This window comes from Microvirga solisilvae, from assembly GCF_022808595.1.
GTDB classification, from domain to species: Bacteria; Pseudomonadota; Alphaproteobacteria; order Rhizobiales; family Beijerinckiaceae; genus Microvirga; species Microvirga solisilvae.
Window position 1 is genome coordinate 534,786 of the sequence record NZ_JAKUCN010000001.1, and the last position, 19,746, is coordinate 554,531.

General features: G+C 62.4%; 16 protein-coding genes. All 16 read left to right on the forward strand.

What is annotated here, in order from left to right; all coding sequences use genetic code 11:
* Positions 1-162 precede the first annotated feature (162 nt).
* Positions 163-3,630 (forward strand): DNA polymerase III subunit alpha, encoded by a 3,468-nt coding sequence (gene dnaE, locus MJ639_RS02640; RefSeq protein ID WP_243368483.1) that lies wholly within the window; start codon positions 163-165, stop codon positions 3,628-3,630.
* A gap of 106 nt (positions 3,631-3,736) precedes the next feature.
* Positions 3,737-4,789 (forward strand): type III polyketide synthase, encoded by a 1,053-nt coding sequence (locus MJ639_RS02645; protein WP_243368485.1) that lies wholly within the window; start codon positions 3,737-3,739, stop codon positions 4,787-4,789.
* Positions 4,786-5,292, forward strand: coding sequence for an isoprenylcysteine carboxyl methyltransferase family protein (locus MJ639_RS02650; RefSeq protein ID WP_243368487.1), 507 nt, complete (start codon positions 4,786-4,788; stop codon positions 5,290-5,292). Before MJ639_RS02645 ends, MJ639_RS02650 begins: the two co-directional genes overlap by 4 nt.
* 4 nt (positions 5,293-5,296) lie before the next feature.
* Positions 5,297-6,877 (forward strand): DHA2 family efflux MFS transporter permease subunit, encoded by a 1,581-nt coding sequence (locus MJ639_RS02655; RefSeq protein WP_243368489.1) that lies wholly within the window; start codon positions 5,297-5,299, stop codon positions 6,875-6,877.
* Positions 6,878-7,109: 232 nt separating this feature from the next.
* Positions 7,110-8,132 (forward strand): 30S ribosomal protein S2, encoded by a 1,023-nt coding sequence (locus tag MJ639_RS02660; protein ID WP_243368491.1) that lies wholly within the window; start codon positions 7,110-7,112, stop codon positions 8,130-8,132.
* A 109-nt stretch (positions 8,133-8,241) separates the two neighbouring features.
* On the forward strand, positions 8,242-9,174 hold the full coding sequence (gene tsf, locus MJ639_RS02665) for a translation elongation factor Ts (protein ID WP_243368493.1): 933 nt from the start codon (positions 8,242-8,244) through the stop codon (positions 9,172-9,174).
* Between the two features lie 222 nt (positions 9,175-9,396).
* The gene (pyrH, locus tag MJ639_RS02670; RefSeq protein WP_341482613.1) at positions 9,397-10,110 is read left to right on the forward strand and encodes a UMP kinase; all 714 of its coding nucleotides are present in this window, start codon (positions 9,397-9,399) and stop codon (positions 10,108-10,110) included.
* 73 nt (positions 10,111-10,183) lie between these two features.
* A complete protein-coding gene (gene frr / locus MJ639_RS02675) occupies positions 10,184-10,744 on the forward strand; it encodes a ribosome recycling factor (RefSeq protein ID WP_243368494.1) in 561 nt (186 codons plus the stop codon).
* Between the two features lie 92 nt (positions 10,745-10,836).
* Entirely contained in the window at positions 10,837-11,556 is a 720-nt protein-coding gene (locus tag MJ639_RS02680) for an isoprenyl transferase (protein ID WP_243369021.1), read from the forward strand.
* 2 nt (positions 11,557-11,558) lie between these two features.
* Positions 11,559-12,407 (forward strand): phosphatidate cytidylyltransferase, encoded by an 849-nt coding sequence (locus MJ639_RS02685; protein ID WP_243368495.1) that lies wholly within the window; start codon positions 11,559-11,561, stop codon positions 12,405-12,407.
* Positions 12,408-12,413: 6 nt separating this feature from the next.
* Positions 12,414-13,580, forward strand: a complete 1,167-nt coding sequence (gene dxr / locus MJ639_RS02690; protein ID WP_243368497.1) for a 1-deoxy-D-xylulose-5-phosphate reductoisomerase — start codon at positions 12,414-12,416, stop codon at positions 13,578-13,580.
* Positions 13,581-13,611: 31 nt separating this feature from the next.
* Positions 13,612-14,754 (forward strand): RIP metalloprotease RseP, encoded by a 1,143-nt coding sequence (rseP, locus tag MJ639_RS02695; RefSeq protein WP_243368499.1) that lies wholly within the window; start codon positions 13,612-13,614, stop codon positions 14,752-14,754.
* Between the two features lie 214 nt (positions 14,755-14,968).
* On the forward strand, positions 14,969-17,326 hold the full coding sequence (bamA, locus tag MJ639_RS02700) for an outer membrane protein assembly factor BamA (protein WP_243368501.1): 2,358 nt from the start codon (positions 14,969-14,971) through the stop codon (positions 17,324-17,326).
* Positions 17,327-17,363: 37 nt separating this feature from the next.
* Positions 17,364-18,428 (forward strand): UDP-3-O-(3-hydroxymyristoyl)glucosamine N-acyltransferase, encoded by a 1,065-nt coding sequence (lpxD, locus tag MJ639_RS02705; RefSeq protein ID WP_243368503.1) that lies wholly within the window; start codon positions 17,364-17,366, stop codon positions 18,426-18,428.
* A gap of 39 nt (positions 18,429-18,467) precedes the next feature.
* Positions 18,468-18,932 carry a 3-hydroxyacyl-ACP dehydratase FabZ gene (gene fabZ / locus MJ639_RS02710; RefSeq protein ID WP_243368505.1) on the forward strand — a complete coding sequence of 155 codons (465 nt, stop codon included), beginning with the start codon at positions 18,468-18,470 and terminating at the stop codon, positions 18,930-18,932.
* A complete protein-coding gene (lpxA, locus tag MJ639_RS02715; RefSeq protein ID WP_243368507.1) occupies positions 18,932-19,741 on the forward strand; it encodes an acyl-ACP--UDP-N-acetylglucosamine O-acyltransferase in 810 nt (269 codons plus the stop codon). Before fabZ ends, lpxA begins: the two co-directional genes overlap by 1 nt.
* The last annotated feature ends 5 nt before the right edge of the window (positions 19,742-19,746 follow it).

Here is a 19,746-nt window from a genome sequence, read left to right on the forward strand (position 1 = left end):
CTCGATTGCTCCTGTGGATAAGTTCTGAATAGCCCGTGGCTGCCGATCCCTGAATATTCACCTGGGGATGGGTTCCTTTACGGCTGGCTTCAGGGCTCGCTCAGCTTGGCGGAATCGGGCAGAGTCCAATCATATTGTAATTTTATTCGTTAGGCGTTCACGGTGGCACGCATTCTTCAAGACGTGGGATTCGTACACCTGCATACCCACTCCTCGTATTCGCTGCTCGAGGGGGCGCTGAAGATCGCGCAGCTGCAGAAGCTCGCCGCAGCCGACAAGCAACCGGCTATCGCGCTCACCGACACCAACAACCTCTTCGGCGCACTCGAATTCTCGGAAAAGATGGCGGGCTCGGGCATTCAGCCCATTGCCGGCGTCCAGCTTTCCGTCTGCTTCGAGGAGGCCGATCCCGTCGCCCGCGTGGTGCCGGTGCCGTCCAACATTGTGCTGCTCGCCCAGAACGAGGAGGGCTACCGGAACCTGATGCGCCTCGTCAGTGCGGCCTATTTCGATGTGCCGCTGGGCGAGGAACCGCGCCTCGCCGCGCCCTTGCTGGCGCGCCATAGCGAAGGCCTCATCGCACTGACCGGCGGTTTCACCGGGCCTCTCGATTGCGCCCTTCGCAATGGGGGACGCCAGGAGCTGGCGCAGGCGCGCCTCGATATTCTCAAGAACGCCTTCGGCCATCAGCTCTATGTGGAAATTCAGCGCCACCACCTCGACGAGGAGCGTCTGATTGAGGGCGAGCTGATCGCGCTCGCCGACCGGAACGGCTTGCCGCTGGTTGCCGCCAACGAGCCGTTCTTCGCCTCGCCGAAGGATTACGAAGCGCACGACGCGCTTCTCGCCATCGCGGAAGGCCAGCTCGTCTCCAATGACGACCGCCGTCGCCTGTCGCCGGAGCACCACTTCAAGACCCGCCAGCAGATGATGGAGCTGTTCCACGATCTGCCGGATGCGCTGAACGCTACCGTCGAAATTGCCATGCGTTGCTCGACGCGCGTGCGGACCTGTAAGCCCATTCTGCCGAATTTCGGCACGGGTCCGGACGCCGCCAATCTCGATGAAGGCGAGGAACTGCAGCGCCAAGCGGAGGAGGGGCTTGCAAAGCGCCTCGCCGCGCACGGCCCCGCGCCGGGACTGACCGAACAGGATTATCACGACCGTCTCGCCTTCGAGGTCGGCATCATCCGCAAGATGAAGTTCCCCGGCTACTTCCTGATCGTGGCCGATTTCATCAAATGGGCGAAGGATCACGACATTCCCGTTGGTCCGGGCCGTGGTTCGGGCGCTGGTTCGCTCGTGGCGTACGCGCTCACCATCACCGATCTCGATCCGCTGCGCTTCAGCCTGCTCTTCGAGCGCTTCCTGAATCCTGAACGCGTGTCGATGCCCGACTTCGACATCGACTTCTGCGTCGATGGTCGCGAGCGCGTGATTGATTACGTTCAGAAGCGTTACGGCGAAGAGCAGGTCGCCCAGATCATCACCTTCGGTACGCTGCTCGCGCGCGGCGTTCTGCGCGACGTGGGCCGCGTGCTCGAAATGCCCTACGGCCAGGTGGACAAGCTCACCAAGCTCGTGCCGCAGAATCCCGCCAATCCGGTAACGCTGGAACAGGCGATCGAGGGCGAGCCGAAGCTCCAGGCGGCGCGCGACGAAGAGCCCGTCGTCAAGCGCATGCTCGACATCGCGCAGAAGCTGGAGGGCCTGCACCGCCATGCCTCGACCCACGCCGCAGGCGTGGTGATCGGCGACCGTCCGCTGCAGGAGCTGGTGCCGCTCTACCGAGACCCGAAGACCGGTATGCGCGTGACCCAGTACAACATGAAATGGGTCGAGCAGGCGGGTCTGGTGAAGTTCGACTTCCTGGGCCTCAAGACGCTCACCGTGCTGCGCACGGCGGTCGATCTCATCAAGCGCACGGGCGTGGAGATCGATCTGTCGGCCTTGCCGCTCGATGACCGCAAATCCTATGAAATGCTTTGCAAGGGCGAGACGGTCGGCGTGTTCCAGGTGGAATCCGTCGGCATGCGCAAGGCGCTTGTCGAAATGGAGAGCGACCGTTTCGAGGACATCATCGCCCTCGTGGCGCTCTATCGTCCGGGCCCGATGGCGAACATCCCGGTCTATTGCGCGCGCAAACTCGGCAAGGACGAACACAACAAGAAAAACTGGTATCCGCACGACAAGCTGGAACCGATCCTTCGCGAAACCTTCGGCATCATCGTCTACCAGGAGCAGGTGATGGAGGTGGCGAAGGTGCTCGCGGGCTATTCGCTCGGCGATGCAGACCTTCTCCGCCGCGCCATGGGTAAGAAGATCAAGTCCGAGATGGACGCGCAGCGCGAGCGCTTCGTGTCGGGCTCCGTCGCGGGCGGCATCGACAAGGCGAAGGCCAACGAGATCTTCGACCTGCTCGCCAAGTTCGCGGATTACGGCTTCAACAAGAGTCACGCGGCGGCTTACGCGCTCGTCGCATACCAGACCGCCTATCTGAAGGCGAACTACCCGGTGGAGTTCCTGGCGGCGTCCATGACGCTCGATCTCGACAACACCGATAAGCTCTCCGAATTCCGCCGTGAGGCGCAGCGCCTCGGCTTCAAGGTCATCCCGCCCTCCATCAACCGCTCGGGCGTGGTGTTCGACGTGGTCTATGACGAGGAAGGCAAGGGCTCGATCCTCTATGCGCTCGCCGCCGTGAAGGGCGTGGGCCGCCAGGCCATCGAGGCGGTGGTGGAAGCGAGGGGCGACGAGCCGTTCAAGGACCTTGCTGATTTCGCGCGCCGCATCAATCCGCGCGCCATCAACAAGCGCACCATTGAAAATCTGATTGCCGCCGGCGCCTTCGATGAGATCGAGCCGGATCGCGCCAAGGCCTGCGCCTCCATCGACGCCATGATGAGCCTGGCCCAGCAATCCTACGAGGCGGCGAATGGCGGCATGATCGACATGTTCGGCGGCGCGGCCGACGTGCAGCTGCGCATTCCGCCCTACGAGCCCTGGCCATCCTCCGAGCGCCTGCAGCGGGAATACGACGCGGTCGGCTTCTTCCTCTCGGGCCATCCGCTCGATGAATACGGCGAACTTCTGCAGAAGCTGCGCGTGCAGACCTGGGCGGATTTCTGCCGCTCGGTGAAAGCCGGCAACTCGGTCGGCAAGGTGGCCGCCACCGTGCTCGACCGGCAGGAACGCCGCACCAAGACCGGCAACAAGATGGGCATCCTCACCCTCTCGGATCAGACCGGCCAGTTCGAAGCCATCATCTTCTCGGAAGGCCTCGTGCGCTTCCGCGATGTGCTGGAGCCCGGCACCGCCGTGGTGCTCATGCTCCAGGCGGGCATCGAGGGCGAAGAGGTGAGGGCGCGCATCGGCACCGCAGAGCCCTTGGAGGAGGCCATCTCCAAGCACCAGAAGGGCATGCGCATCTTCCTGCGCGACGAGCGCCCGATCGCCAGCGTCCAGGAGCGCCTGAAGGCCAGAGGCGAGGGCGAGGTCTCCCTGGTCCTGATTCTCGACGAGGGCGACCGGGAGGTCGAGGTGAAGCTGCCGGGTAAGTACATGGCGACCCCCCAGATCGCGGGCGCCTTGCGCGCAGTGCCTGGGGTGGTGGAAGTGCAGATGAGCTGACCTTCCGATCCGGGTTAAGCGCCTATTTGCCCCATGCCGGACGCAGTTACGCTGGGCTGAGTTTTAAGGTACAATTCGAGCTTCCGCGGAAGCGTGAGTATGCCCTATGGCACCTCGCCCAGCCCTTCTGTCGCTCGCGACGGCCGTTCCGCCTTTTATCCTGACGCAGAAGGATATCGCGACGGCTGCCCGGCAGGTTTTTGGCGCGCAATTCGGCGATTTCGACAAGGTCGAGCAGGTCTTTGAGACAACGGGTGTCGTTCAACGCCATGCGGTGCGTCCGCTTGAGTGGTATCTGGAGCCGCATGGTTGGCCCGATCGCACGGAAGTGTATCTGCAGAGCGGCGCGGATCTCTTTGAAGAAGCCGCACGCAAGGCTCTCACCGATGCAGGATTGAGCGGATCTGATGTCGACACGATCGTCACCGCTTCTTCTACTGGTATCGCCACGCCGAGCCTCGATGCCTATCTGCTCGACCGTCTCGATTTTCGGGAAGACGTGACGCGCATTCCGGTCTTCGGTCTCGGCTGCGCCGCAGGAGTGACAGGGCTAGCCCTTGCCACGCGCCTGGCGACGGCTTCTCCGGGACGCAACATCCTGTTCGTAACCGTCGAGCTGTCCACTTTGGCGGTCAGACCGGACAAACTGACCGCCGCCAATGTGGTTTCAACCGCCCTTTTCGCCGATGGCGCCGCAGCGCTCGTCGTGAGGGCGGGAGAGGGCGGTTTTGCGACAGTGTGCGGCTCCGGCGAGCATACATGGCGCGACACCCTCGACATCATGGGGTGGGATATCGACCCCGATGGTTTCGGCGTCGTTCTCGCACGGGCGCTGCCGCCTTTCGCGGAAACGTATCTTGGGCCCGCCATTCTCGGCATCCTCCGTCGGCTCGATGTTCCGATTACATCCATCGACCGATTCGTGTGCCATCCGGGTGGCCCGAAGATCATCACTGCACTCGAGAAAGTGCTTCACCTCAACCAGGGCACCCTCGACCATGAACGGGAGATCCTCGCGACACATGGCAACATGTCCGCTCCGACCGTTCTGTTCGTGCTGGAAAGGGTCTTGCGCACCGGCTTGCCCCAGCGCTGTCTTCTCATCGCGATGGGACCGGGATTCACGGCCTCCTGCCTCGTCTTGGAACGAAATCAATGAGACTCGGGCTTGCTCTGCTGAGCCTGGTGACGCTGCAAAGGATCGGCGAATTGATGTGGGCGCGCCGTAATACGCGACGCCTCAAGGCGCGTGGAGCGATCGAGATCGGAGCAAAGCATTACGGGCTGATTGTCTTCGTTCATGCCGCATGGCTTCTCGGCCTTTGGGCCTTGGCTTGGGATCGCCCTCTGATACCTGGTTGGGCTGGAGTCTATATCTCTTTGCAGGCCGCGCGGATCTGGGTTTTGGCCTCACTGGGAGAGCGCTGGACCACGCGCATCGTCGTCCTGCCGAAAGCTCCGCTGGTTCGCGCGGGTCCATATCGATTCATGAGCCACCCGAACTATCTCGTCGTCGTCGCGGAGATTGCTGTCCTGCCTCTGGCCTATGGACTTCCAGGATATGCCGTTTTCTTTTCGCTCGTGAATGCTGCCGTGCTGAGGATCCGCATCCGCGCTGAAACGCGGGCCCTCGAACAATTCTCCATGCTTCAGGCAACGTAGACCGATGACGGCGGATAGCGTGCCGGACAGAGCCGTCTCGTTTCGCACATGGGCTGGCTTTTGCGCCATGTGCCTCGGCATGTTCATGGCGATCCTGGACATCCAGGTCGTGGCGACCTCGCTGCCGGAAATCCGCTCCGCTCTCGACATTCCCGCCGATCAGATGAGCTGGGTGCAGACCGCCTATCTCATCGCCGAAGTCATCTCCATACCGCTGACCGGCTGGCTGACGCGCATGCTCACCATGCGCGGCCTGTTCGCGATGGCGATTGCCGTTTTCACGATGGCCTCCATCGGTTGCGCTGGCAGTACGGGTTTTGCGTCATTGACCATGTGGCGGGTGCTGCAGGGATTTGCGGGCGGTACCTTGATTCCCTTGGTGTTCTCTGCGGTCTTTCTGATTTTTCCGAAGAAGGTCGAGCCGGTTGCGACCACTATCGCGGGTGTTCTTGCGGTTCTTGCTCCGACTTTGGGACCGATCGTCGGCGGCTGGATTACGCAGACTTATTCGTGGCATTGGCTGTTTCTGATCAATGTCACCCCAGGTCTTGTCGCCGGTTTGACAGGCTTGCTCTGCCTGCCGCGCGAGCGTGCGGATCTTGGTGTTGCGCGCGCCTTCGATTGGATCGCATTGCTCAGCATCGCTTTATCTCTTGCCGCTCTGGAGATCGGATTGAAGGAGGCTCCGCATCGCGGATGGTTGTCGCCGAGCGTCGTTGCGATCTTCATTATCTGCGTGATGTCAGGCAGCCTTTTCGTCGCTCGCAGTTTGCGCAGAGACGCGCCCATCGTCGATCTCTATAACCTGCGTGACCGGCGCCTCGCTGTGGGATGCGCACTGAGCTTCCTCACCGGCGTTGGGCTCTATGGCTCGGTCTATCTCATGCCGGTCTTCCTCTCCTTCGTCCGGGGACATGGAGCGCTTCGCATCGGGGAAATCATGCTGGTCACAGGGGCGGCCCAACTCGTGAGCGCTCCTCTCGTCATCCGGGCGGAACGTCATATCAGCGCGACCACTCTGACGATCATCGGGTTCGTTCTCTTCGGCGTCGGCCTTGGCCTGAGCGCTTTTCAATCCCGCGAGGCCGATTTCGACGAAATGTTCTGGCCGCAAATGATCCGAGGCATCGCGATCATGCTCTGCCTTCTGCCCCCGACTCGCGTAGCCCTCGGGCATCTGTCGCCCGAGCGGGTGCCGGATGCGAGCAGCCTGTTCAATCTCATGCGCAACCTTGGCGGCGCGATCGGCCTTGCCTTGATCGACACGATTCTCTGGACCCGTGGCCCCGATCATGCCCAGGCCTTGCTCGACCGGCTCAAGGCAGGGGATCTCGATGCAGCCCGCGCCATCGGCATCCCCGAATCCTTCCTGTCCGGACCGCTGCCGTCTCCCGACGACCCAATGGTCCAGGCATATGTGCGGCCATTGCTCGAAAGCGCGGGGCTGGCTGCTGCCACGAACGAAGCCTGGGCGATGCTTGCCGGGCTCGTCCTTCTAGGGCCGGTCATCCTCATCCTGTCTGGACTCGGCAGGGAATTCAGCTCCAGACGCACCCTGTCGCTTCCTGGCGAGAGTTGGCGCTAAACCATTGATATTTGACGTGTTTTATGCGCATGAAGGTAATATCTTCGAGGGGGCGGGAGATTTCGCCTGCGTGGGGAGGGAAGCTCCGCTCTTTCAACTTGCGTTTCGAGCCATTTACCCCTATATGCGCCCCCATCCCACACGCGGAATCCCCTCATAAGCTCATGAGGAACCCCCGGTGGCCGGAAAGTCCGGTCCACTGTTCCGCGGAGGCATAACCGGAGAAAAGACTATGGCGCTTCCTGAATTCTCGATGCGCAGCCTTCTCGAGGCTGGCGCTCACTTTGGCCACCAGGCCCACCGTTGGAACCCGAAGATGGGTCAGTACATCTTCGGCACCCGCAACAACATCCACATCATCGACCTCGCCCAGTCGGTCCCGATGCTGCACCGCGCCCTCCAGGCCGTCAGCGACACGGTGGCCAAGGGTGGTCGCGTGCTCTTCGTCGGCACGAAGCGTCAGGCTGCTGACGCCGTTGCCGATGCTGCCAAGCGTTCGGCTCAGTACTACGTGAACGCCCGCTGGCTCGGCGGCATGCTCACCAACTGGAAGACGATCTCCGGCTCCATCGCCCGCCTGCGCAAGGTGGACGAGATCCTCGCTGGCGGCGGCCAGGGCCTCACGAAGAAAGAGCGCCTGATGCTCGCTCGTGAGAAGGAAAAGCTCGAGCGCGCTCTCGGCGGCATCAAGGACATGGGCGGCACGCCCGACCTGATCTTCGTCATCGACACCAACAAGGAGCAGCTGGCGATCCAGGAGGCTAACCGCCTCGGCATCCCGGTTGCCGCCATCGTCGACACGAACTGCGATCCGGACGGCATCACCTTCCCGGTCCCGGCCAACGACGACGCCGGCCGCGCAATCGCTCTCTATTGCGATCTCGTTGCTCGCGCTGCTCTCGACGGCATCTCCCGTGGTGCTGGCGACATGGGCATCGACATCGGTGCTTCTGAGAACCCGATGGCCGAAGAGCTTCCGGCGACCGACACCGCCGCTGTCGCTTATGACGGCGAGCAGTTCGAGCGTCTGGCCGCTCCCCGTGGCGCTCCGGACGATCTGACCAAGCTGAACGGCGTTGGCCCGCAGCTCGAGAAGAAGCTGAACGAAGCTGGCATCTTCCATTACTGGCAGCTCGCCGCCATGCAGGCTGGCGATATCGCCCAGCTCGACAAGGACCTGAAGCTCAACGGCCGCCTCGAGCGCGACGGTTGGGTCAACCAGGCCCGCACGATGATCGAAGCCGCTGCGGCTTAAGTCTCTCTCGGCGCCGCTCTAAAAGCTGCGGCGCTCGAACGAATGATTGAGCCCGGCGTTCCCTGAGCGCCGGGCTCCCTGTATGCACGAACCCCTGAAAGGACGAACCATGGCGAACATTACCGCTGCGATGGTGAAGGAGCTGCGCGAGACGACCAGCGCCGGCATGATGGACTGCAAGGCCGCTCTCGCCGAGACCAACGGCGACATGGAAGCCGCCATCGACTGGCTTCGCAAGAAGGGCCTCTCGAAGGCTGCTAAGAAGGCCGGCCGCGTTGCTGCCGAAGGCCTCGTCGCCGTCGAGTCGTCGGGTCACACCGCCACCATCCTCGAGGTCAACTCGGAGACGGACTTCGTCGCTCGTAATGACAACTTCCAGGCCTTCGTCCGCGAAGCCGCCAAGATCGGCTTGAACGGCAACGGCACCATCGAAGGCCTCGAAGCCGCGACCTTCCCGGGCTCCTCCACGACCGTGAAGGACCGCCTGCAGGAGCTCATCGCCACCATCGGCGAGAACATGACCCTGCGCCGCATCGCGAAGCTCGAAGTCTCGAAGGGCGTGATTTCGACCTACGTGCACAATGCCGTGACCGAGGGCCTCGGCAAGATCGGCGTTCTCGTTGCGCTCGAGTCCGAAGGTGACGTCACCGTTCTCGGCACGCTGGGCCGTCAGATCGCCATGCACGTGGCCGCCACGAACCCGGTTGCTCTGGACGCTTCGGGCGTCGATGCCGCCACGATCGAGCGCGAGAGCGCGATCCTGCGCGACAAGAATGCCGGCAAGCCGGACAACGTCATGCAGAAGATCATCGAGAGCGGCCTGAAGAGCTACTTCAAGGAAGTCACGCTCCTCGAGCAGCCCTTCGTGCACGATTCCTCGAAGACCGTGACCCAGGTGCTCAAGGAAGCCGAGGCGAAGGCCGGCAAGCCGGTCACCCTGAAGGGCTTCGTCCGCTATGCTCTCGGCGAGGGCATCGAGAAGGAAGAGGCTCCTGACTTCGCGGCCGAAGTGGCCGCCCAGGCCGGCCTCAAGAAGGCCTAACAATCTTTCGGCAAAACGGCGGCTTCTCAGCCGCCGTTTTCATGAGAAGCCTATAAACTCAGTTGAGCCCTCATCCTGAAGAGGACCGCACGGTCCGTCTCGAAGGACGCGGGCGTCTCTAGCGCTCTCTGGATCTTCCTTCGAGACGCCGCTATGCGGCTCCTCAGGATGAGGGCAGAGTGTGAGAGGCAAACGATCACCAACAACAAGGGAGTCCTGACAGTGGCACAATTCCGGCGCGTTCTGGTGAAGCTCTCGGGAGAGGCCTTGATGGCTCCCGACGGATATTGGCTCGACTCCGAAGTTCTCTCGCGCCTGTCCCGCGATCTCGCCAAGGCCACGAAGGCCGGCTTCGAGATCGCCGTGGTGATCGGCGGCGGCAACATCATTCGCGGCGCGCGCATGAGCGCTGCCGGCTGGATCGACCGTCCCACCGCCGATTCCATGGGCATGCTCGGCACGGTCATGAACTCGCTCGCCATCGAGACATCGCTCAACGCCGCTGGCGTTCCCGCCCGCACCATGTCGGCGGTGTCCATGCCCACGATCTGTGAAACCTACGCCCGTCAGCCTGCCTTGCATCATCTGGACAAGGGCCAGGTCGTCGTGCTCGCCGGCGGCACGGGCAACCCGTTCTTCACCACCGATACGGCAGCGGTGCTGCGCGCGGCCGAACTCAAGTGCGATGTTGTTCTGAAGGCGACCCAGGTGGACGGCGTCTATTCCGCCGACCCCAAGAAGGATCCGAACGCCGTCCGCTACGACCGCCTGACCCATGACGAGGCCATCGCCAAGGACCTGAAGGTGATGGATACCGCTGCCTTCGCCCTGGCGCGCGAGAGCAGGCTCTCGATCCTCGTCGGCTCCGTGCATGCGCCGAGCTCGATCACCGATCTTCTGCTCGGAAAAGTCCCGTCAACAGTTGTGGTCCCCTAAATCTCGCCTCTTGAAGCAGGACCCAGGGCAGCGTAAGCCCGTTTTTAGATAGTTCGCGTAAGGAAAAGATCTCATGGCTACGACCTTTGACCTCGCTGATGTGAAGCGCCGCATGCAGGGCGCCATCAATTCTTTCAAGCACGACCTGGGCAGCCTGCGCACGGGCCGCGCCTCGCCGAACCTGCTCGATCCGCTTCAGATCGATGCCTATGGCTCCATGATGTCGATCACGCAGGTCGCCACCGTGAACGTGCCGGAGCCGCGCCTGCTCAGCGTCCAGGTCTGGGACCGCGGCATGGTTGCCGCCGTGGAGAAGGCCATCCGTGAGTCCGATCTCGGCCTCAACCCGCAGACCGAAGGCCAGATCATCCGCCTGCGCATCCCCGAGATGAACGAGCAGCGCCGCAAGGAGATGGTGAAGGTCGCACACAAATACGCGGAAGAGGCGCGCATCGCCGTCCGCCACGTGCGCCGCGATGGTCTCGACCTCCTGAAGAAGCTCGAGAAGGACTCGGCGATCAGCGAGGACGACGCAAAGCGCGACGGCGACCAGGTCCAAAAGGCGACCGACCAGTTTGTGGCTGAAATCGAGCAGCTCCTGGTGGCCAAGGAAAAGGAAATCATGCAAGTCTAAGTTCTAGACCTGTCTAAATTCTAGACTTGCATCGGAAACCTATTATGAGCGGCGAAGCCAAGCGGTCGGCCCCCATCCTTGCCCAGGAAACCATGGGCGAGGGGATGCCGACCCATGTGGCCATCATCATGGATGGAAACGGACGCTGGGCCGCTCAACGGGGCTTGCCCCGCTTCGAGGGACACCGCAAGGGCATCGAGGCTATCCGCCGTGCGGTGCGCATCGCCACCGAATTCGGCATCCGGTATCTCACCGTCTACAGCTTCTCGGCCGAGAATTGGCGCCGCCCCGAGGAAGAGGTGTCCTTCCTCATGGGGCTCCTCAAGCGCTTCGTGCGGCACGACCTGGCGGAGCTGCACACCAACAATGTCCGTGTGCGCATCATCGGAGAGCGCGGGAATCTCGCTTCCGATATCCGCCTTCTGCTCGATGAGGCCGAGCAGCTGACCCGTGACAATACGGGCCTGACCCTGGTGATCGCCTTCAACTACGGCGGACGTCAGGAGATCGCGAGCGCCGTGCAGGCTCTTGCCCGGAAGGTCCAGGAAGGCGCGCTAGACCCCTCCAGCATCAGCATGGAAATGATCGGCGAGGCGCTTGACACACACGGCATTCCCGATCCCGATCTCGTCATCCGCACTTCGGGCGAGCAGCGGGTTTCGAACTTTCTGACCTGGCAGACGGCCTATTCGGAGTTCGTCTTCCTTCCTGTCTTCTGGCCGGATTTCGACGAGGCCTCCTTCAAGGACGCCATCGACGAATATAGCCGTCGCGACCGGCGGTTCGGCGGTCTCAGCGCCAAGGCCAGCTGACGATGGACACGACAGAAGGTTCCGCCTTGCCCTCGAAGGCTCCCACCAGCGAGCTGAAGAAGAGAGTCCTGTCCGCGATCGTCATGATCGCCCTGGCTCTGGGAGCAGCCTGGTGGGGTGGCTGGCCCTTCGCCTTGTTCTGGCTCGCTGCCGGCATCGCCATGATGGTCGAGTGGACCGACATGACGAAGGTTGAGCCGCGCCGGGCGGTGCAGGCGGTCTTCGGCCTGGGGCTTGTAGCCCTCACATTCATCTATCTGTCCGGGGCCGGTTTCACGATCGGAGTCGTGACGGCTGTCGTGTTCGTCGCCATCGGTACGCTGCTCGCCAAGGGCAAGCAGAACAAGCTCTGGACGGCTTTCGGCTTTGTCTATGCCGCGGTGATCGTGCTTGTTCCGCCCATGGTGCGCGCCTATCCCGAGATTGGCCTTCTGGGCCTGATCTGGATGTTCGGTGTCGTATGGGCCACGGATATCGCGGCCTATTTCACAGGCCGCGCTCTCGGTGGACCGAAGCTCTGCCCCTCGATCAGCCCGAAGAAAACCTGGTCCGGCTTTCTCGGCGGACTCTTTGCAGCGGCCCTTGCCGGCCTCCTCGTTGCCTGGGTGGGCGGACGCTGGGGGCTGGACCATTCCTTCGGCCTCTGGAGCGTGGTTGCCCTCTCGATGGTCGCCTCGATTGCCAGCCAGATCGGCGATCTCGGCGAATCCGCGCTCAAGCGCCATTGCGATGTGAAGGATTCGAGCCATCTCATTCCAGGACATGGCGGCGTGATGGACCGCCTCGACGGCTTCTGGGCCGTCTCCCTCATCCTCGGTATCGTTCTTCTCGTCGCGTACGGAGTTGCTTAGCTCTTCATGACCCGCTCTCTCACGATCCTCGGAGCCACCGGCTCCATCGGCCGCTCCACGGCGGATGTGGTTCTGGCGCATCGGGACGAGTTTCGGGTCGAGGCCGTCGTCGGCGGGCGCAATGCTTTAGCCCTGGCGGAAACGGCGAAACGACTCGGCGCCAGGTTCGCAGCCCTCTCCGACGAGAGCACTGCCGATGCGCTGAAGGAGGCACTGGCCGGAACGGGAATCGAGAGCGGGGCAGGCCGTTCCGCCGTTCTCGAAGCTGTTGATCGCCCATCCGACATCGTGATGGCCGCCATTAGCGGAACAGCAGGCCTGGAGCCCACCTACGCATCGTTGAAGCCGGGCAGGCGCATTGCCCTGGCCAACAAGGAAAGCCTTGTCTGCGCAGGTGCTGCCTTCATGGCCGATGCCCGACGCCTCGGTGTTTCCGTCATGCCTGTGGATTCGGAGCATAACGCCCTCGAGCACGCCCTTGCCGCTGGCCGGAACAGGGATGTGGGAAAGGCGGTGATAACCGCAAGCGGCGGCCCGTTCCGCACCTGGACCCGTGAGCAAATCGCGAAGGCCGACGCCAAACAGGCCTCGGCTCATCCGGTCTGGTCCATGGGCTCCAAAATCAACATCGATTCCGCCACCCTCATGAACAAGGGACTGGAGCTGATCGAGGCCCATCATCTGTTCGACCTGGAAGCCGAGCGCCTCGATGTGCTCGTCCATCCCGAGGCCATCGTTCATGGCCTTGTTCAATGGACGGACGGCGCGGTCACGGCGGGCCTTGCGCTGCCTGACATGAAGGTGCCAATCGCAAATGCGCTGCAGAACAGCGCACGTCTCTTCATGGACCTTCCCCGTCTCGATCTTGCCGCGATTGGCCGCTTAACCTTCGAAAAGGCGGATGAGGCGCGGTTTCCCTGCCTTGCGCTCGCCAAGGCGGCACTTCAGGCTGGCGGCGCCATGCCCACGATTCTGAACGCCGCCAACGAGATCGCGGTCGAGGTCTATATGGCGGACCAGATAGGATTTTATGCTATATCTGAAATAGTTGAGAGCGTTTGCTCAACTATGGTCGGAAGCGGGAATGCCCCTGCGACGGTCGCGGAAGCTCTTGCCATCGATGGCGAGGCTCGGGCCATGGCGCGGCGCCTCGTGCCGGCCAAGCGAATTTGAGCGCCCGGGAAAAGGCGCGGAAGGAACGATAATGGAATTGCTTTCGGCAATCGGCGGTATGACGGGGTCCTTCGCCCTGACGATCTTCGCCTTTCTCCTGGTGCTGACGGTCGTCGTCTTTATCCACGAGTACGGTCATTACTGGGTCGGCCGCCGCTGCGGCATCGGCGTGACGGCATTCTCCATCGGATTCGGGCCCGAGCTTGTTGGCTGGACGGACAAGAACGGCACCCGCTGGAAGATCTCGGCGATTCCCCTGGGCGGCTACGTGAAGTTCGTCGGCGACATGAATGCGGCGAGCGTTCCGGACGCCGAGGGCGTGCAGCAGATGCCGCCCGAGCAGCGGGCCATCAGTTTTCCCCATCAAAGTGTCGCCAAGCGCGCGGCCACCGTCGCGGCGGGCCCTATCGCCAATTTCATCCTGGCGATCGCGATCTTCGCCGGGTTCAACTATTTCAGCGGCCGCATGGTCCTGGAGCCGGTGATCGAGAAGGTGATTCCGGGCAGCGCGGCCGAGGAGGCGGGGTTCCAGCCTCAGGACGTGATCCGCTTCATCGACGGCACCAGCATCCAAACCTTCGCCGACATGCAGATGATCGTCAGCTCGAGCTCGGGCGAACCGCTCAATTTCGTCGTCGAGCGCAACGGCCAGTCGGTGAATCTGACAGCGACGCCTAAGGTCGAAACCCGGGAAACGCCTTTCGGCAAGCAGAAGATCGGCCTTCTGGGCGTTCAGGCGCCGCAGGACCGCTCCGCTATCAAACACATCTCCTATGGCCCCCTGGAGGCCCTGAAGGCCGGTGCCGTCGATACCTGGAATCAGGTGGACCGCACCTTCAACTTCCTCCGCCGCCTGATTCTGGGGCGGGAATCGATTGATCAGCTGTCCGGCCCGGTCGGAATCGCCCGTATCGCAGGCACGGCCTATGAGATGGGAGGGCTTTACAGTCTGGTGAATCTCATCGGCTTCATGTCGGTTTCCATCGGCCTCATTAACCTTTTCCCCATTCCCTTGCTCGATGGCGGGCACCTTATGTTCTATGCCGTCGAGGCGGTGAGGGGGCGTCCTTTGAGCGAAAAAGCCCAGGAAATCGGCTTCAGGATCGGCTTTGCCTTCGTGGCAATGCTGATGCTTCTGGCCACCTGGAGCGACCTGACCCGCTCCTTCGGATGAGGCCGGATTCACCTTGTCCCAAGTTTTCCAAGGGTCAGGACGTGACACGGACGCCACGCCGGTTAAAAATTGCTACTCTATTTGCAAGTGCCGTTTGCAATGACGGCGAAAGTTTGTACAAGCGGGACAGCACCGATAAGGTTGGGGGCATCTGTCTCCGACCCGCGGGTTAGCCCCGCGATGGACAAAGTATAAAGAAACGGGCCAGTTGAAGATGTCGACGACCACGCCACGCCGGAAGAAGCCGGCCGCCACCGCAATGATCGCCATGAGCGCTCTGATGGCTGGCCTCACCGTTGCGGACACCGCTCTCGCTCAGCAGGCACCCCAGACGAGCCGCCGTGCTTCTGCCGCCCAGGGCCCCCTGATCAACCGCGTTGCCATCGAGGGTAACAGCAAGGTCGAGAAGGCAGCCATCGAAGGCCAGCTTCAGGTTCGGGCTCGTACGCCGGTCAATCAGGCTGCCATCGACGCCGACGTGCAGCGCATTCTCGAGGTCTACCGCGTTCAGGGTCGTGGCCTTGCTCAGGTGACGCCCCGCATCGTGGACCTGCCGAATGGTCGCGTCGACGTGGTCTACACCATCGTCGAGGGCGACAAGACGGGCGTGAAAGAGATTCGCTTCGTCGGCAACAACGAGATTTCGTCCGGCCGTCTGCGTGGCATCATGCAGACCACGGAAACCAATATCCTCAGCTTCCTGAAGAGCACGGACATCTATGATCCGAACCGTCTCTCCAACGATCTGGAGCTGATCCGCCGTTACTACCTGAAGAACGGCTATGCCGACTTCCGCATCGTCTCGAACGAGGTGGCTTTCGATCCGAATGCCGGTGGCTACGTCGTCACCATCGCCGTTGAGGAAGGCCCGCAGTACCGGGTCGGCAATGTCAGCGTCGATTCTCGCATTTCGGCCGTGAGCGGCGATGCTCTGCGCGGCGACCTGTCGACCTCGTCCGGCTCGGTTTACAATGCCGAGGCTGTCGAGAAGTCGGTTCAGGCCATGACCCGCACCGTTGCTCGCCAGGGCAATCCCTTCGTGCAGGTCCGTCCGATCGGTACCCGCGATCCTTCGACCCGCACGGTCAATCTCGGCTACGTGGTCGAGGAAGGCCCGCGCATCTACATCGAGCGCATCAATATCCGCGGCAACACCCGTACCCGCGATTACGTCATCCGTCGTGAGTTCGACCTGGGTGAGGGCGATGCCTACAACCAGGTGTTCATCGACCGCGCCGAGCGTCGTCTGAACAACCTCGGCTACTTCAAGAACGTTCGCGTCTCCAACGAGCCCGGCTCCGCAGCCGACCGTGTTGTCGTGAACGTGGACGTGGAAGATCAGTCGACCGGCTCCTTCTCGGTTGCCGGCGGTTACTCGACCGCTGACGGCGTCATCGGCGAAGTCTCGGTCACCGAGACGAACTTCCTGGGCCGTGGCCAGTTCGTCCGCCTCGCGGGCCAGCTGGGCCAGCGCTCGAACGGCGTCGACTTCTCCTTCACGGAGCCGTACTTCCTCGGCTACCGCATGGCGGCCGGTATCGACCTGTTCTCGAAGTTCAGCGATCAGACCCGCTATTCCCGCTACGAGAACCGCATGACGGGTGGTCAGGTCCGCCTCGGACTGCCGATCACGGAAGAGTTCACGGTCACGGCTCGTTATTCGCTCTATCAGCAGGAGCTGAAGATCCCGAATGATGAGGACCGTCCGTACAACGACTGCTCGTTCCCGATCCCGGGTGTCACGACAGCCAACAACTGCTTGACGAACGGCGAAGCCTCGCTGGCGATCAAGGAGTCGCAGGGCGATACCCTCACGTCGCTCGCCGGCTTGACGTTCAACTACAACACCCTCGACAGCACCCGCGATCCGCGCAACGGCTTCTACGCCGAAGTGAAGACGGACTTCGCCGGTCTCGGCGGTGACTCGCGCTACTTCCGCACCACCGGTGACGCCCGCTACTACCGCGAGCTGCTCGAAGACGTGGTCGGTATCGCTCGCGTCCAGGGTGGTCACATCATGGGCCTCGGCGACAATGGCGGCGACGGCGCCGACCTGCGTATCGTCGACCACTTCTTCATGGGCCCGTCCCTGGTTCGCGGTTTCGCCACGAACGGCCTCGGTCCGCGTGACATTTCGAGCCCTGACGCCAATGCCAACGCTATCGGCGGCACCACCTATTTCGGCGGTTCGCTCGAAGTGCAGTTCCCGATCTTCGGCCTGCCGCGCGATCTGGGCCTGAAGGGCGCTGTCTTCGCCGATGCCGGTACGCTCTATGGCTACGAAGGCCCGACCCAGTTCAGCGCCACCGGCGGCAGCGTGTTCGATCCCGATGGCGGTTCGGTCTGCGCCCGCGTCGCTGGTCAGCCGCAGGACTGCATCGAGGTTCTCGACAGCGACAAGATCCGTTCTTCGGTCGGCGCTTCGATCCTCTGGTCCTCGCCGCTCGGTCCGATCCGCTTCGACTACGCCGTGGCTCTCTCCAAGGAAGAGGGCATCGTCCGGGCGAACGGCACCAGGGTTGGTGCTGACCGCACCCAGTCCTTCCGCTTCTCGGGCGGCACGCGCTTCTAATCGGGGAGGGCGCCTTCGTGGCGCCCTCACTTTTTTCATGACAGAATCGAATTTCTTTCCGCAAAGCCAGACGCTCAGCCTGCGTCAGGTGGCGGAGATGGCGCAGACGACGCTCCCCGACGGCACCGACGGGGAGTTTTTGCTTAAAAGCGTCGCTCCGCTCGAAAGCGCAGGTCCGAACGATCTCGCCTATATGGACAACCCGGCTTATGTGAGCGCCTTGGGAACCACCCACGCCGCCGCCTGCCTCGTCACGCCCCGCTTTGCCTCGAAGGTTCCGGCCCATACGGTCGCCCTTGTAACGCCGCTGGCCTATCGCGTCTTTGCCCAGGTCATGGCCAGGATGTTCCCCACATCCATGCGTCCGGAATCGTCATTCGCGGCTGCCGGCATCTCGCCGGGCTCCTTCGTGCATCCGACCGCGCGACTTGAACACGGCGTCACGGTGGACCCGGGCGCGGTCATTGGCCCCCATGCGGAAATCGGTGCCGGCACCATTATCGGCGCTCACTCTGTCATCGGCCCGCATGTGAAAATCGGACGCGACTGCTCGTTCGCGCCGCAAGTCACGGTATCGAACGCTTTCATCGGCAATCGGGTCATCCTGCATCCGGGCGTCCGTATCGGTCAGGACGGCTTCGGTTTCGCCATGGGTCCGCAGGGCCATCTCAAGGTGCCGCAGATCGGTCGCGTCATCATCCAGGACGACGTGGAGATCGGCGCCAACACCACGGTCGACCGGGGCGCGAGCCGCGATACGGTGATCGGTGAGGGCACCAAGATCGATAATCTCGTGCAGATCGGCCACAATGTGGTCATCGGCCGCCATTGCGTGATCGTGGCTCAGGTCGGCATCGCCGGCTCTACGACTCTTGAGGATTACGTCGCTCTCGGCGGCCAGGTCGCGGTCAGGGGCCATGTGCGGATCGGCATGGGCGCGCAGATCGCCGCCACCAGCGGTGTGAACAGCGATGTTCCCGCCGGCGCACGCTGGGGCGGGGCTCCCGCCAGGCCCATGCGCGAATGGTTCCGCGAAATCACCGCCCTGAAAAAGCTTGCATCCAAGGGCGATTCCGACAAAGACGACGGCGCATCTTCCTAAGCTGAAGAGACGCCAGGACTATATCCGGAGTATTCAGTCATGTCCGAAGCGCCTACCACGCTTCAAACCGCCGATATTCTCGAAATCCTCGAGTTGCTGCCGCATCGCTATCCGTTTCTCCTGGTCGACAAGATCATCGAGATCGACGGCGACAAGTCATGCATCGGCATCAAGAACGTCACCTTCAATGAGCCACAATTCACGGGCCATTTCCCGTCTCGCCCGATCTTCCCGGGCGTGTTCCTCATCGAGGCCATGGCTCAGACGGCGGGTGCCATCTGCGTGAAGGCCAAGATGGCCGAACAGGCGAAGCCGAAGCAGGTGTTCTTCATGACCATCGACAAGGTGAAGTTCCGCAAGCCCGTGGAGCCCGGCGATCGGGTCGAGTTCCACATGAAGAAGCTCAACAACCGCCGCAACATGTGGTGGTACAAGGGTGAAGCCAAGGTTGACGGCGTCCTCGTCTGCGAGGCCGAAGTCAGCGCCATGCTGGTGACAGACTGATGGAAACAATCATCCACCCCACTGCCGTTATCGAGGATGGCGCCAAGATCGGCGCAGGGGTCAAGATCGGCCCGTTCTGCATGGTGGGGCCGGAGGTCGAGCTCGGCGAAGGCTGCCAGCTTGTGAGCCACGTGGCCCTCGCCGGCAAGACGAAGATCGGCGCGCGTACGCGCATCTTCCCCTTTGCTTCCATTGGCCATATCCCGCAGGACCTGAAGTACAAGGGCGAGGCCTCGACGCTGGAGATCGGCTCCGATTGCATGATCCGCGAAGGCGTGACCATGAATCCCGGCACCGAAGGCGGCGGCCTGCGCACCATCATCGGTGATCGCTGCACTTTCCTCGCGGGCTCCCATGTGGGCCACGACACGAAGGTCGGCAACGATTGCATCCTGTCCAACAACGTGATGCTGGCAGGCCATGTGACGGTCGGCAATTTCGTGATCTTCGGCGGCGGCTCCGCCGTGATCCAGTTTGCCCGCGTCGGCTCGCATGCCTTCGTCGGCGGCCTGTCGGGACTTGAGAACGATCTCATTCCCTACGGCATGGCCATGGGCAACCGCGCGCATCTCGCCGGTCTCAACATCATCGGCATGCGCCGCCGCAACTTCACCCGCGAGCAGATTCACGACATTCGCCGTGCCTATCGCCTGTTGTTCGCCGACGAGGGCACGCTTGCCGAGCGCGTCGAGGATGTGGCTGCGGAGTTTGAGGAACATCCCTTTGTGCACGAAATTCTGGACTTCATCCGTGAAGGCAAGGATCGCTCGATTTGCACGCCGAAGGATCCCGTCAGCAGTAACGGGTGAGGCTG